This window comes from Novosphingobium capsulatum NBRC 12533 (genome assembly GCF_001598375.1).
In the GTDB taxonomy this organism is placed as follows: Bacteria; Pseudomonadota; Alphaproteobacteria; order Sphingomonadales; family Sphingomonadaceae; genus Novosphingobium; species Novosphingobium capsulatum.
This window is the reverse complement of sequence record NZ_BCYV01000006.1, coordinates 294,431-308,658: the sequence shown is the minus strand read 5'-3', so window position 1 is coordinate 308,658 and position 14,228 is coordinate 294,431. Positions and strand designations below refer to the sequence as shown.

The following is a 14,228-nucleotide window of genomic DNA, read 5'->3' as shown; positions in this document are numbered from 1 at the left end:
AGGCCGCAGGCCTGACGGAGGGGCAACAGGTCAGCCGATATCGTCCAGATTGAACGGCGTGGTCTGATAGACCTCGTTGATCCAGTTGCCGAACAATTGGTGGCCATAGGTGCGCCAGGTGTTGCGCGGCAGCTGGGCCGGATCGTTGTGCGGGTAATAGTGACGCGGCACGATCCGTTCGCCATCGCGGCGATATTCGGTATCGAGCGTGAGCGTATCGTATTCCAGATGGTTGAACATGTGGATGGCGCGGTGCGCCGGATCATCGACCAGGCACGGCCCCACCTCTTCACTGTCGAGCAGCACGGCAAGGCCGGCGGGCAGATCTGCGGCGCGAATCTCGCTCCAGCGCGAAACCGGCACGGGCACCACATCAGACATGCCGCGCAGCCAGGGGCTGGCCGGGGCGCGGTTGACGTGATCGAACACGCCATGCGCCTTGGCGCCCAGGGCATGCTTGGGCACGCCGTGGAAATGCGCCAGCGCCGCCATCGCACCCCAGCAGATCGTCAGCAGGCGGTGGCAGTGGGTCTGGCTCCAGTCAAAGATCTGGCGCAACTCGTCCCAATAGGTCACCTCGCCATAGTCCATCGTTTCGACTGGCGCGCCGGTAACGATCAGGCCATCGAAGCGCTCTTCGCGCACGGCGGAAAACGGCGAATAGAACTCGGCAAGGTGCCCGGCCGAGGTGGTCTTGCTGACATGGCCCGACAGGCGCACCAGCTTCAGCTCGATCTGCAGCGGCGTGGCGCCAAGCAGGCGCGCCACCTGGGTTTCGGTGGTGATCTTGTCGGGCATCAAGTTAAGCAGGGCGATGCGCAAGGGGCGGATATCCTGCCGCGCGGCCTCGGTTTCGCCCATCACGATCACGCCTTCGGCTTCCAGCGTGCGGCGGGCGGGGAGGTTATCGGCGATCCTGATCGGCACGGGCGTAGCTTTCCTTCAAATCCTGCACAGCCAAATCCTGTACAGCGCGAGAGGAGGGAAAGACGCCTGGGGCTTGCTCCGCTTGGTTGCCGGATCGGCCACATCCTCCCGTCAGGGAGCGCCACCTTGCCCGGAAACCGGCAGGTTGGCGTTGGGGCGTCGCCCCCAACTCTCGATGCTGGCCGCCCATGTAGCGGGCGCCCATGCGCATTGCAAGGCGTGCCCGGAACGCTACGGAACCGGCGGCAAGGATCGCTTTACCCCTTGCTCATGAGAATGAATCGCATTACCTTGCGAATCGTTCTCATGAGCGAAAGCACTCAGCGCCATGTACATCTGCATCTGCAATGCCATCCGCGAGAAAGATCTGCGCCAGGCCGCCCGTTGCCACGCCCGCGGCGATGCCGAAGCGCTCTATGGAACGCTGGGCTGCCAGGCACAGTGCCGGCAATGCCTGGACGATGCCGACGACGTGGTGGCCGACGAACGCGCCTGCGCCATGGCCTGAACGCTGGCACCATGGCGCGCGGATCATCTGCGCATTGCCCCGGCTCCCTCGCTCGCTTACCCTGCCTTCCAGTTCAACGGCATAGGAAGGTTCGGCCATGAAGGGCGATGCCAAGGTCATCGAGTTTCTGAACAAGGCCCTGTTCAACGAACTGACCGCGATCAACCAGTACTGGCTGCACTATCGCCTGCTCTCGCACTGGGGCGTGAAGAAGCTCGCTGATTTCGAACGGCACGAATCGATCGACGAGATGAAGCACGCCGATCTCCTGGCCGATCGCATCCTGTTCCTGGATGGACTGCCCAATTTCCAGGCGCTCGGCCGCCTCAAAGTGGGCGAATCGGTTGAGGAAGTGCTCAAGGCCGACCTAGCCCTGGAATACGAGGCCGTGCCGCTGCTGAAAGACGGCATCGCCCATTGCGAGACGGTGCGCGACTATGTCAGCCGCGATCTGCTGCAAAAAATCCTCGAAAGCGAGGAAGAGCACATCGATACCCTGGAAACCCAGCTCGACCTGATCAAGCAGATGGGCATCCACAACTATATCCAGTTGAACAGCCAGGCGGCGGAGGATTAAGTTTTCGGGGCTTGGTTGGGGAACATGGCCTCCCCCGGCCCCTCCCGCAAGCGGGAGGGGAGTACAAAGGATGCCCCCTCCCGCTCCACTGTAAGTCCCCCTCCCGCACGCGGGAGGGGTTAGGGGAGGGCATGTTGCTTACTGCGCGGCCTTCACCACCTCGCCACCCTTCATCACGAAAGCGACGTGTTCCAGCGTGCGCACGTCAGCCAGCGGATCGCCGTCGACGGCGATGAGATCGCCATAACGGCCCGTGGCAATGGCGCCCACGTCAGCCGTGCGATCGAGCGCTTCGGCGGCGCTCTTGGTGGCGGCCTGGATCGCCTCGATCGGGGTCATGCCCCATTCCACCATCTTGGCGAACTGGCGGGCATTGTAGCCGTTGGGATAGACGCCGCCGTCGGTGCCGAACAGCAGCTTGACCCCGGCAGCATGGGCGGCGCGGAAGGTTTCGCGCTGCTTGCGGCCGATCATCTTTTCCTTGGCCAGGCTTTCCGGGAAGACGCCGTTCTTCTCGCCTTCGGCCAGGATATAGTCGTCGTTGTAGATATCCATGTCGAGCCAGGCGCCCTTGGCCTTGGCCAGCTTGAAGCTTTCCTCGTCGGCCAGGCTGGCGTGCTCGATCGTGTCGATCCCGGCGCGCAGCGCATCGTTGATGCCGGCGGTGCCATGGGCATGGGCCGCCACGCGCATGCCGAGCATGTGGGCCTCGTCGGCCACGGCCTTCAATTCGTCAAAGCTCATCTGCTGGGCGCCGACCGAATCGGTCTTGGAAAAGACGCCGCCGGTGGCGCAGATCTTGATCACTTCCGCGCCATACTTGCGCACCTTGCGCACCAGCGCGCGGAACTCTTCGGGCGTGTTGGCGATCTGCGGCGAAGGCACAGTGATCGAGGGCGGAAATTCGGTAGAATCGCAATGGCCGCCGGTGGCACCCAGGGCATAGGTCGCCGGCACGATTCGCGGCCCGGGCACATAGCCCAATTCGATCCCCTGCTTGAGCGCGACGTCGTCATAGTTGGCCGAGCCGACGTTGCGCACCGTGGTAAAGCCGGCTTCCACCGTCTTGCGGGCATTGGCGACGCCGATCACGGTGGACAGATTGTCGGTAAACTCCAGCCCGCGATAGCCGCTGAGCGTGGGATCGCCGGTCAGGTGCACGTGCATGTCGATGAGGCCGGGCAGCAGGGTGCGCTGTCCCAGATCGACCACTTCGGCCCCGGCGGGCACGGCATCGCCACTCTTGCCAACGGCCGTGATGCGGCCATCGGTGATCACCACTTGCGCGCCATCGACCCGCTTGCCGGCCAGCACGTCGATCATGTGCGCGGCGCGCACTACCACGGTCTTGGCCTGCGCGCTGCCGGTTGCCAGCGCCACCAGCGCGGCCGCTCCCAGCGCCACGCTCTTTATCGTTTTCATGCACCATCCTCTTGTTGGGGGATGGTCGGCAAGGTTGCATGAGCAACGATATTGAACAAGTGTCTAATCTGCTGCCATCATTCGGCGTAGATCATCTTGCGGGTCATGCCGCCGTCCACCATGATCTGCTGCCCGGTGACGAAGCCGGCATCCGGGCTGGCGAGCCAGGCAATGGTGGTGGCGATATCGTGCACCGTGCCCACGCGCCCGGCGGGATGCTGCGCTTCATCGATGGGGCGATGGTCCGCCGCGCGAGCGCGGTCGGCACGCTGCCACGGTCCGGTCTCGATCCAGCCGGGCAGCACGGCGTTGACCCGCACCTGCGGCCCCAGCCCCACCGCCATGGCATGGGTGAGCGCGCAGAGGCCGCCCTTGGCCGCAGCATAGGCATATGTATCGGGTTCGGACTGCAAGGCCCGCGTTGACGCGATGTTGACCACGCTGGCGCCACTGCGCCGTTGCAGCAAGGGCAGGGCGGCACGGCTGCATAGGAACGCGGCGGTGAGCGAAGCATCGATCCAGCGCTGCCAGTCAGCCAGGGCCAGGTCTTCCAGCGGGCCGCAATAGGGATCGGCGATGCCGGCGTTGTTGACCAGGCAATCGATACCATCGCCTGCCCAGGCGGCAATGCGGGCAAAGGCGCGGGCCACGGGCTTTTCCCGGCCCACGTCGCAAGCGATCGTCAAGCCCTGCCCGCGCGGCAGCATGGCCCCCAGTTCCTTGAGCGCCTTGGCATCGCGATCAAGCGCGACCACGCGCCAGCCGAGCGCGGCAAAGTGCAAGGCGGTGCCCCGGCCGATACCGGCGCCCGCGCCCGTGATCACGATGGTGGATGCAGCGGTCGTCATGCCAGGCACAACGCGGCCGAAGCCGTTCAGTGCCGGTGGCTGTGCCCTGCGGCCAGCGCTTCGATCACGTCGTCCAAGCGCGCCGGATCGCCCAAGGCAAGGACGTGGCCTTCCGAGCCGATGTGCAGCGGATCGCCATTCCAATCGGACATCGTGCCGCCCGCCCCTTCAACCACCGGCACCAGCGCGGCCCAGTCGTGCAGCTTGAGGCCCGCCTCGCACACGATGTCGAGTTGGCCAGTGGCGAGCATGGCATAGTTGTAGCAATCGCCACCCATCACCATGCGGCGGTAGTCGGTCTGGCCGGCCAGCGCCATGAAGTGGTCGCCTTCATGCTGGCTGAAATAGTGCGGCCCGGTGGTGGCGATCGTCGCCTCGGCCAGTTCGCGGCAGGGGCGGGTCTTGACCGGCTGGCCGTTGAGCGTGGTTTCGCGGCCCGAGGCGCCCAGCCAGCGTTCGTTGGCAATCGGCTGGTCGATCACGCCCATCACCGGAAAGCCATCGACCAAGAGCGCGATCAGCGTGCCGAACAGCGCGCGCCCGGCGAGGAATCCGGCCGTGCCATCGATCGGATCGAGCACCCAGCTGCGGCCCGAAGTGCCCTCGCGCGTGCCGAATTCCTCGCCGATGACGGTGTCATCGGGGCGCTCAGCGGCCAGAATGGTACGCATGGCCTCTTCTGCCGCGCGGTCTGCCAGGGTCACCGGCGTGGCATCCCCCTTGCGTTCGGCGGTCACGCTGCGAAAATAGGGCCGGATCGCGGCGCCGGCAGCGTCGGCCAGGCGGTGGGCCAGGGCAATGTCGTCATCGAGCTTCATGGCCCAGTGCTTTGCCGATCGGGCCGAAGCGGTCAAGAACGTTGCTCCGGCCCGGTGCGGCACGGCGGCAGTACAGGGGCAGGATGCAACATTTGAGGTTTGCGGAAGGCGGATAAGAGCGCAAGCAGGGCATTCAGGGGGCAAAGCAAGCATGAGTCGCCAGATCAGGCCGGCTGTGGACCGGGCGATTGCGCCGGCCGCGGGATTCACCCGCCAGGGGCAGCCACTGTCTTACAACCGCGCGCCAGCGCCCGACCTGGCGCCGTGGATCGGCCGTTTCTATGTCACCGTGGTCGATGCCCCGGCGGGCCATGCCCTGCAATGCGGGCTACTGGCCGATACCGCCTGCATCCGCGTGCAACTGCGCGGGGAATGGACAGCGCAGACGCGCGATGGCTTGCGCGCGCTGGGCCGGGCGGCGCTGGTCTTTGGCCCCAATACCAAGCGCATGGCCGTGGGCGTGACCGGCAGCTTTACCAGCGTGGGCGCCGTGTTGCGTCCGGGCGCGGCCCACGTTCTGGCCCGCCTGCCCGAGGCCGAACTGACCGACCGCTTTGCCACGATCGACCAGTTGGGCCTGAACCCCGATCACTGGCTGGAGATGTTCGATCCGGCCGCAACGCCCGAAGACTGGTGCCAGGCGATGGAAGAAGCCCTGCGCGCGGTGATCGCCTGGCGCGGCACGGCAGAACCCGATGCGGTTTCCGCCCGGTTCGAGGCGGCGGCGCTGGCCAACCCCGCCATCGGCGTGGGCGAATTTGCCCAGCAATGCGGGATCGAGCAGCGCCGGCTGGAGCGGATCGTGCGGCGCGATTTCGGCATGACGCCCAAGCAGGTGCTGCGCCGCGCCCGCGCGCTCGACATGGCGAGCCACCTGCGCGGCGTGGCCGACGATGCGGAAGGGGAAACCCTGGCGCTGCGCTATTACGACCAGAGCCACCTGATCCGCGAATTTACCGCGATGTTCGGCATGTCGCCGCGCCAGTTCGTCGATCTGGCGCAGCCGCTGATGACACTGTCGCTGGAAACCCGCCAGGCGCGCCGCCTGGAAATGACCGAGCGGATCGCACCGGGCGGCATCCGGCCCTGGCAGTAATACCCAGGGCCGGAGCGCGCGCGATCAGTCGAACAGGCTGGAGACCGAGCTTTCGTCGGCAATGCGGCGGATCGCCTCGCCGATCAGCGGGGCGATGGTCAGGATGCGGATGCTGTCGCAGTCCTTGGTCGCTTCGGTCGGCAGGATGGTGTCGGTGATCACCAGTTCCTTGAGCGCCGAATTGCCCACGCGGGCCACAGCCGCGCCCGACAGCACGCCGTGGGTGATGTAGGCGGCAACACCGGCGGCGCCGGCATCCATCAGCGCCTGCGCGGCGTTGCACAGCGTGCCGCCCGAATCGATGATATCGTCGATCAGGATGCACATGCGGCCCTTCACGTCGCCGATGATGTTCATCACTTCGGACTGGCCGGGGCGATCGCGGCGCTTGTCGACGATGGCCAGCGGCGCGTTGTCGAGCCGCTTGGCAAGGGCGCGGGCGCGCACCACGCCGCCCACGTCGGGCGAAACGACCATCAGTTCCTGCCCGCCATAGCGGGTCTGGATATCGGCGGCCATGACCGGCGCGGCAAACAGGTTGTCCGTCGGGATATCGAAGAAGCCCTGGATCTGCCCGGCATGGAGATCGACCGCGAGGACGCGATCGGCCCCGGCCGTGGTAATCAGGTTGGCCACCAGCTTGGCCGAGATCGGCGTGCGCGGCCCCGGCTTGCGGTCCTGGCGGGCATAACCGAAGTATGGCACCACGGCGGTGATCCGCTTGGCCGAGGCGCGGCGCAGCGCATCGATGCAGATCAGCAGCTCGAGCAGGTTGTCGTTGGCGGGATAGCTGGTGGACTGCACCAGGAAGACATCTTCGCCGCGCACGTTCTCGTGGATTTCCACGAAGACTTCCTCATCGGCAAAGCGGCGCACCGAGGCGTCGGTCAGCGGCAGTTCCAGATAGGCCGCAATGGCGCGGGCCAGCGGCAGGTTGCCGTTGCCGGACATGATCTTCATGGCGTTTCCCTCGAGTCCTTTGGTGATCCTGATCCTCGCGCCGCCCTTAGCCCAAGATGACAGTTTTGCAACGCCCCAGCGTCCCGAACGGGCCGCAAACAGGCCGTTTTGCGCCCCACCACGGTACAGCCCCCTTGCCCGCCATGGCTGATGCCGCCTAGGGTCTGGCCATGGCCGACACACTGATCATCACGCTTGCACAACTCAACCAAAGGGTTGGCGACCTTGCCGCCAACGCCGCCGCGATGCTGGAGGTGCGGGCAAAGGCCCCGCGCAGCGACCTGATCGTCTTTCCGGAAATGCAGCTGATCGGCTATCCGCCCGAAGACCTGATCCTGAAACCCGCGCTGATCGAACGCGCGGCGGTGGAACTGGAACAGCTGGCGCGCGCCACCGCCGATGGCGGCCCGGCGATGCTGGTGGGATCGGTGTTCGTGCGCGACGGCGCGCTGCACAACGGCGTGGCGCTGCTCGATGGCGGCAAGATCGTGGCCACGCGCTTCAAGTACGAGCTGCCCAACTATGGCACGTTCGACGAAAAGCGCCTGTTCCTGCCCGGCCCGCTGCCCGAACCGGTGCCGTTTCGCGGCGCCGTTCTGGGCCTGCCGATCTGCGAGGATATCTGGCATCCCGACGTGTGCCGCCACCTGGCGCAGCTGGGCGCGGAAATCTTCCTCTGCGTCAACGGCAGCCCTTACGAGATCGACAAGGACGTGCTGCGCATCGATGGCGTGGCGAAGCGCCGCGCGATCGATACCGGCATTCCGCTCGCCTATGTCAACCGCGTCGGCGGGCAGGACGAGGTGGTATTCGATGGCGCCAGCTTCGTCGTCGGCCCGGAAGGCGCGCTGTGGGCGCAGCTTCCCGAATGGGAAGAGGCCGTGGTCGAAACGGTGTGGAACAAGGTGCCGTTCGGCAACGGCCACCGCTGGCGCTGCCAGGCAGCCGAGGTGGCCGAGCCGACCGAGCATCCCGAAGACATCTATTGCGCCATGGTCATGGCGCTGCGCGACTATGTGAACAAGAACCGCTTTCCCGGCGTGCTGCTCGGGCTTTCCGGCGGGATCGATTCGGCGCTCTGCGCCGCGATCGCGGTCGATGCATTGGGTGCCGACCGGGTGTGGTGCGTGATGCTGCCCAGCCGCTATACCAGCCAGGCAAGCCTGGACGATGCCGCAGGCTGTGCCCAGATGCTGGGCGTGCGGCTCGATACCGTGCCGATCGCGCCGGCGGTGGACGGCTTTACCGATATGCTCAGCCCCCTGTTTGCCGGGCGTGAGCCCGACCTGACCGAAGAGAACCTGCAATCGCGCATCCGCGGCACCACGCTGATGGCCCTGTCCAACAAGTTCGGGCCGATGCTGGTCACCACCGGCAACAAGAGCGAGATGAGCGTGGGCTATGCCACCATCTATGGTGACATGAACGGCGGCTACAATCCGCTCAAGGACGCCTACAAGACCACCGTCTTTGCCCTCTCGCGCTGGCGCAACGAACACCGCCCGCGCATCGGCATGGGACCGGACGGGCCGGTGATGCCCGAGCGGATCATCACCAAGCCACCCAGCGCAGAACTGCGCCCCGACCAGAAGGACGAGGATTCGCTGCCGCCCTATGACGTGCTCGATGCCATCCTGCTGGGCCTGGTCGAGCACGAAAAGAGCGTATCGCAGATCACCGCCGAAGGGTTCGAGCGCGCCACGGTGGAGCGCATCGAGCGGCTGCTGCACCTGGCCGAGTACAAGCGGCGCCAGGCCCCGCCGGGGGTGAAGCTGGGCATGCGCAATTTCGGGCGCGATCGGCGCTATCCGATCACGCAGGGCTTCCGTACGGCCTGACATCTTTTCGCGCGATGTTTGCAAACGCCGGCTGCCCCTGGGGTGGCCGGCGTTTGTTGTTGCGCTCAAGCGTGCCATTTTTGCGAATGATTCGCATTGACGACGCGGAGCCACCGCCGTACGCTGCGAATCGTTCTCAAAAAGGAGTGCCGCTCTTGTCCACTTCGACCACTGCATCGGCCGCGGCCACGATTGCCGCGTTGGCCCGCCCCCAGGATGTGCGGGCACTGTCCCTGACAGCTCTGCACGTGGTCATGGCCATGCGCCTGTCGGCCATGTTCGAGCGCGCGGGGCGCGACCCTATCCCCGACCTGGCGCAACGCTATCGCAGCATCGAGACCGCCGCCGCGGTCCATGCGCTGGTGCGCCGGGTGATCCGCACCTGGCCCGAACGCTTCCTCGTCAACCGTCCGTGCCAGCTTACCATGACGCCCGACGAGGCAACTCTGGCGGCCATGGTGCGCCATGCCCTGCTGGCCGATAACGAGGGTTTTGCCGGCATGCTGCACGGGTTCGTCAGGGTCGACCGGCAGGACGGGCTCTACCACGCCACCCAACACGCGGCCGCGCTGCTGTCAGGACGCAGCGCGTAACCGCGTGCCCGTTCCGGGCCGGCACTCCCCCGGCGCTGCGGTGCCCCGCTCCTGCCCTGGCAGCGCCGGAAGCCGGCCCGGAACGGGCTTCTCTTTTGTGAACATGGGACGCGATGCGGCCAGCTTTCCCTGTCTTGGGCATCGACTGTGGCGGCGTAATCTTTTTCACACGAAGACACGAAGGAAGAAGGGTGACGTTCTGGCTGCGCCAGTCTTTCCTTTCTTCGTGCCTTCGTGGCTTCGTGTGAAAAAATCCAATCAGCTTCGCCGCACACGCACCAGGGCCAAACAAAAACCCCGCCGGTTGCCCGACGGGGTTTGTGCTGTTTGCGTTGACCGCAGCGCGGCGAGGATCAGTCCTCGTCGCCCTTGATCAGGTAATCGGCCGCATCGGCGTCGGTGCCGTGGGTTTCCCCTTCGACCGAGGCGAGCGGATCGTCGCCGATCGCGGCTTCGGGGCCCTGGGCCAGTTCGGCGGCATGCTCTTCAGCGGCGGTGCGCGGCGCGATCAGGGCTTCCTGAAGGCGACGGTTGGCGGCGCGAAGGGCGGCGTCGCGGCTGTTGGCCGCCACGCGCATGCGGTTCATGCCCGCGCCGGTGCCGGCGGGGATGAGACGGCCGACGATGACGTTTTCCTTGAGGCCGATCAGGCTGTCGCGCTTTCCTTCGACCGCCGCCTGCGTGAGCACGCGGGTGGTTTCCTGGAACGACGCGGCAGAGATGAACGAACGCGTCTGCAGCGAAGCCTTGGTGATGCCGAGCAGCACCGGCTTGCCTTCCGCGAGGCGCGAGCCCCCCGGCATCTTGGCGTTGGTTTCGTTCATTTCCTCAAGGTCAACCTGCTCGCCCGGCAGCAGGGTGGTGTCACCGCCATCGGTGATTTCCACCTTCTGCAGCATCTGGCGAACGATCACCTCGATGTGCTTGTCGTTGATCTTCACGCCCTGCAAGCGATAGACTTCCTGGATTTCCGCGACGAGGTATTCCGCCAGGGCCTCAACACCGAGAACCTCGAGAATGTCGTGCGGATCGGGCGAGCCCGAGATCAGGTTGTCGCCCTTCTTGACGTAGTCGCCTTCCTGGACGTCGATCACCTTGGACTTGGGGATCAGGTACTCGACCGGTTCGCCCTCTTCTGGGATGATCGCGATCTTCCGCTTCGCCTTGTAGTCGCGGATGAACTCGATGCGGCCCGAGATCTTGGCGATGATCGCGTTGTCCTTGGGCTTGCGCGCTTCGAACAGCTCGGCCACGCGCGGCAGACCGCCCGTGATGTCGCGGGTCTTGGCGGCTTCGCGGCTGGCGCGGGCCAGCACGTCACCGGCCTGGACTTCCTGGCCGTCTTCCACCGACAGGGTGGTGCCCGGCGCCATCATGTAGCGCGCGGTTTCACCCGAGGCGTCGTCGAGCAGGGTCAGGCGCGGACGCAGGTCTTCCTTCTTGGCGCGGCCCCCGGCCCGGTTTTCGGTGACGACGCGCTGGGCGATACCCGTCGCTTCGTCGACCTGTTCCGTCAGGGTGCGGCCGTCGATCAGGTCCTGATAGCGCACGATACCGGGCTTTTCCGTGATCACCGGCAGGGTGAACGGGTCCCACTCGGCCAGGCGCTGGCCCTGGGCCACGCTCGCACCGTTTTCGTGCAGCAGGTGGGTACCATAGGGCACGCGGTGCATGGCGCGTTCGCGACCATCGGTGTCCATGATCACGATTTCGCCGTTGCGGGCGAGCGACAGGCGGCGGTTGCGGCTGTCGGTGATCGTCGGGATGTCGCGATAGTGCACGGTACCGTCGCAGATCGATTCGAGGTGCGACTGTTCGTTGACCTGCGCGGCGCCACCGATGTGGAACGTACGCATGGTCAGCTGCGTGCCGGGCTCACCGATCGACTGGGCGGCGATGACGCCAACCGCTTCACCGATGTTCACCGGCGTACCGCGGGCAAGGTCACGGCCATAGCAGGTGCCGCACACGCCCTGGGGCGCTTCGCAGATCAGCGGCGAGCGGATGCGCGCCGACTGGACACCAGCCGCTTCGATCCGGGCGATCGCGGCTTCGTCAAGCAGCGTGCCCTTTTCGCAGATCACGTTGCCGGTCTTCGCCTCGATCATGTCTTCGGCCAGGGTACGGCCGAGGATGCGTTCGCCCAGCGAGGCGATGGTGGCGCCGCCCTGAACGATCGCGCGCATTTCCAGCGCCCGCTCGGTCCCGCAGTCGTTCACCGTCACCACGCAGTCCTGCGACACATCGACCAGACGGCGGGTCAGGTAACCCGAGTTCGCCGTCTTGAGCGCGGTATCGGCCAGGCCCTTACGAGCGCCGTGGGTCGAGTTGAAGTATTCAAGGACGGTCAGGCCTTCCTTGAAGTTCGAGATGATCGGCGTTTCGATGATCTCGCCCGAAGGCTTGGCCATCAGACCGCGCATCCCGGCAAGCTGCTTCATCTGGGTTGGCGAACCACGCGCGCCCGAGTGGCTCATCATGTAGATCGAGTTGATCGGCTTTTCACGGCCGTGCTCGTCGCTCGGCGTGGCGCGGATCTCGTCCATCATGGCGTTGGCCACCTGGTCGCCGCAACGGCTCCAGGCGTCGATCACCTTGTTGTACTTTTCCTGCTGGGTGATCAGGCCGTCCTGGTACTGCTGTTCGTAGTCGGCGACGAGTTCCTTCGTCTCGGCCACGAAAGCGTCCTTGGTCGCCGGGATGATCATGTCGTCCTTGCCGAACGAGATGCCCGCCTTGAACGCGTTGCGGAAGCCCAGGCTCATGATCGCGTCGGCGAAAAGGACAGTCTCCTTCTGGCCGGTGTGGCGATAGACCTGGTCGATGACGTCGGCGATTTCCTTCTTCGTCAGCAGGCGGTTGACCAGCTCGAAGGGCACCGTGTGGCTCTTGGGCAGGCATTCGCCGATCAGCATGCGACCGGGCGTGGTTTCATACCGCTTGAGATAGGACTTCCCGTTCTCGTCGGTCTGCGGCACGCGCGCCACGATCTTGGTGTGCATGGTGACCGCGCCGGCAAACAGCGCCTGGTGCACTTCGGCCATGTCGGCCAGCAGCATGCCTTCGCCCGGCTCGCCCTTGCGGTCCATCGACAGGTAATAGAGGCCCAGCACCATGTCCTGCGAAGGCACGATGATCGGCTTGCCGTTGGCGGGCGAGAGGATGTTGTTGGTCGACATCATCAGCACGCGCGCTTCGAGCTGGGCTTCCAGCGAAAGCGGCACGTGGACGGCCATCTGGTCACCGTCGAAGTCGGCGTTGAAGGCCGAGCAGACGAGCGGGTGCAGCTGGATCGCCTTGCCTTCGATCAGCACGGGTTCGAACGCCTGGATGCCCAGACGGTGCAGCGTGGGCGCACGGTTGAGCATGACCGGGTGTTCGCGGATCACTTCGTCCAGGATGTCCCAGACTTCCTTGCGTTCCTTTTCCACCCACTTCTTGGCCTGCTTCAGGGTCATCGACAGACCCTTGGCGTCAAGCCGCGCATAGATGAACGGCTTGAACAGTTCGAGCGCCATCTTCTTGGGCAGGCCGCACTGGTGCAGCTTGAGTTCCGGGCCGGTCACGATGACCGAACGGCCCGAATAGTCGACGCGCTTGCCGAGCAGGTTCTGACGGAAGCGGCCCTGCTTGCCCTTGAGCATGTCGGACAGCGACTTGAGCGGACGCTTGTTGGCGCCGGTGATCACGCGGCCACGGCGGCCGTTGTCGAACAGCGCGTCGACCGCTTCCTGCAGCATGCGCTTTTCGTTGCGCACGATGATGTCGGGCGCACGCAGCTCGATCAGACGCTTCAGGCGGTTGTTGCGGTTGATGACGCGACGATAGAGGTCGTTCAAGTCCGAGGTGGCGAAGCGGCCGCCGTCGAGCGGCACCAGCGGGCGCAGTTCGGGCGGAATGACCGGCACCACGTCGAGGATCATCCATTCCGGGCGGTTGCCGGAATCGATGAACGATTCCACCACCTTGAGGCGCTTGATGATCTTCTTGGGCTTGAGTTCCGACTTGGTCTCGGACAGCTCCTTGAGCAGGTCTTCGCGCTCCTGGACCATGTCGAGGTCCATGAGCATGTGCTTGACCGCCTCGGCGCCGATGCCGGCCGAAAAGGCGTCTTCGCCATATTCGTCCTGCGCGTCGAGCAGTTCGTCTTCGGTCAGCAGCTGGTAGCGTTCAAGCGGGGTGATGCCCGGCTCGATAACCACATAGCTTTCGAAGTAGAGGATGCGTTCCAGCTGCTTGAGCTGCATGTCGAGCAGCAGGCCGATGCGCGAGGGCAGCGACTTCAAGAACCAGATGTGCGCAACCGGCGCGGCCAGTTCGATGTGGCCCATGCGCTCGCGGCGCACCTTGGTCACAGTCACTTCGACGCCGCACTTTTCGCAGACGACGCCCTTGTACTTCATGCGCTTGTACTTGCCGCACAGGCACTCGTAGTCCTTCACGGGACCGAAGATGCGGGCGCAGAACAGGCCGTCACGTTCGGGCTTGAACGTGCGGTAGTTGATGGTTTCCGGCTTCTTGATTTCGCCGAAGGACCAGCTGCGGATGCGCTCGGGCGACGCCAGACCGATCTGGATCTGGTCGAAGGTTTCGGGCTTGGGCAGCTGGTTGGTGAATTTCGTCAGGTCGTTCATTGCGTGA

At 65.2% G+C, this 14,228-nt stretch carries 11 protein-coding genes and 1 riboswitch; of the genes, 5 read left to right on the top strand and 6 right to left on the bottom strand.

Features of this window, described 5'->3' with window-relative positions; all coding sequences use genetic code 11:
- Window positions 1-30: 30 nt before the first annotated feature.
- Window positions 31-927, bottom strand: a complete 897-nt coding sequence (locus SCA01S_RS05090) for a homoserine O-succinyltransferase (RefSeq protein ID WP_062783514.1) — start codon at window positions 925-927, stop codon at window positions 31-33.
- Window positions 928-999: 72 nt separating this feature from the next.
- A riboswitch (SAM-I-IV-variant riboswitch) is annotated at window positions 1,000-1,111 on the bottom strand.
- Window positions 1,112-1,255: 144 nt separating this feature from the next.
- Between SCA01S_RS05090 and SCA01S_RS05085 the strand changes: the two genes are divergently transcribed.
- Window positions 1,256-1,435 (top strand): (2Fe-2S)-binding protein, encoded by a 180-nt coding sequence (locus SCA01S_RS05085; protein ID WP_022676501.1) that lies wholly within the window; start codon window positions 1,256-1,258, stop codon window positions 1,433-1,435.
- A 97-nt stretch (window positions 1,436-1,532) separates the two neighbouring features.
- Complete coding sequence (gene bfr, locus SCA01S_RS05080) at window positions 1,533-2,012, top strand: bacterioferritin (RefSeq protein ID WP_022676500.1); 480 nt, start codon at window positions 1,533-1,535, stop codon at window positions 2,010-2,012.
- A gap of 138 nt (window positions 2,013-2,150) precedes the next feature.
- Here bfr and SCA01S_RS05075 read toward each other — a convergent pair whose 3' ends face one another.
- The 3 genes from SCA01S_RS05075 to SCA01S_RS05065 form a co-directional block, all read right to left on the bottom strand.
- Complete coding sequence (locus SCA01S_RS05075; RefSeq protein ID WP_062783511.1) at window positions 2,151-3,434, bottom strand: Xaa-Pro dipeptidase; 1,284 nt, start codon at window positions 3,432-3,434, stop codon at window positions 2,151-2,153.
- A 77-nt stretch (window positions 3,435-3,511) separates the two neighbouring features.
- On the bottom strand, window positions 3,512-4,282 hold the full coding sequence (locus tag SCA01S_RS05070; RefSeq protein ID WP_022676498.1) for an SDR family NAD(P)-dependent oxidoreductase: 771 nt from the start codon (window positions 4,280-4,282) through the stop codon (window positions 3,512-3,514).
- Window positions 4,283-4,308: 26 nt separating this feature from the next.
- Window positions 4,309-5,100 carry an inositol monophosphatase family protein gene (locus tag SCA01S_RS05065; protein ID WP_054131763.1) on the bottom strand — a complete coding sequence of 264 codons (792 nt, stop codon included), beginning with the start codon at window positions 5,098-5,100 and terminating at the stop codon, window positions 4,309-4,311.
- A gap of 151 nt (window positions 5,101-5,251) precedes the next feature.
- Between SCA01S_RS05065 and SCA01S_RS05060 the strand changes: the two genes are divergently transcribed.
- The gene (locus SCA01S_RS05060) at window positions 5,252-6,196 is read left to right on the top strand and encodes a helix-turn-helix domain-containing protein (protein ID WP_062783508.1); all 945 of its coding nucleotides are present in this window, start codon (window positions 5,252-5,254) and stop codon (window positions 6,194-6,196) included.
- Between the two features lie 24 nt (window positions 6,197-6,220).
- Here the strand turns inward: SCA01S_RS05060 and SCA01S_RS05055 are convergent, their stop codons facing one another.
- A complete protein-coding gene (locus tag SCA01S_RS05055; protein ID WP_022676495.1) occupies window positions 6,221-7,156 on the bottom strand; it encodes a ribose-phosphate pyrophosphokinase in 936 nt (311 codons plus the stop codon).
- 170 nt (window positions 7,157-7,326) lie between these two features.
- Between SCA01S_RS05055 and SCA01S_RS05050 the strand changes: the two genes are divergently transcribed.
- Together SCA01S_RS05050 and SCA01S_RS05045 are read left to right on the top strand one after the other, a co-directional pair.
- Window positions 7,327-8,994, top strand: a complete 1,668-nt coding sequence (locus SCA01S_RS05050; protein WP_022676494.1) for an NAD+ synthase — start codon at window positions 7,327-7,329, stop codon at window positions 8,992-8,994.
- 146 nt (window positions 8,995-9,140) lie between these two features.
- Window positions 9,141-9,587: a hypothetical protein gene (locus tag SCA01S_RS05045; RefSeq protein ID WP_022676493.1), complete on the top strand. Its 447-nt coding sequence runs from the start codon at window positions 9,141-9,143 to the stop codon at window positions 9,585-9,587.
- Window positions 9,588-9,940: 353 nt separating this feature from the next.
- Here SCA01S_RS05045 and rpoC read toward each other — a convergent pair whose 3' ends face one another.
- Entirely contained in the window at window positions 9,941-14,221 is a 4,281-nt protein-coding gene (rpoC, locus tag SCA01S_RS05040; protein ID WP_062783506.1) for a DNA-directed RNA polymerase subunit beta', read from the bottom strand.
- Window positions 14,222-14,228 lie beyond the last annotated feature (7 nt).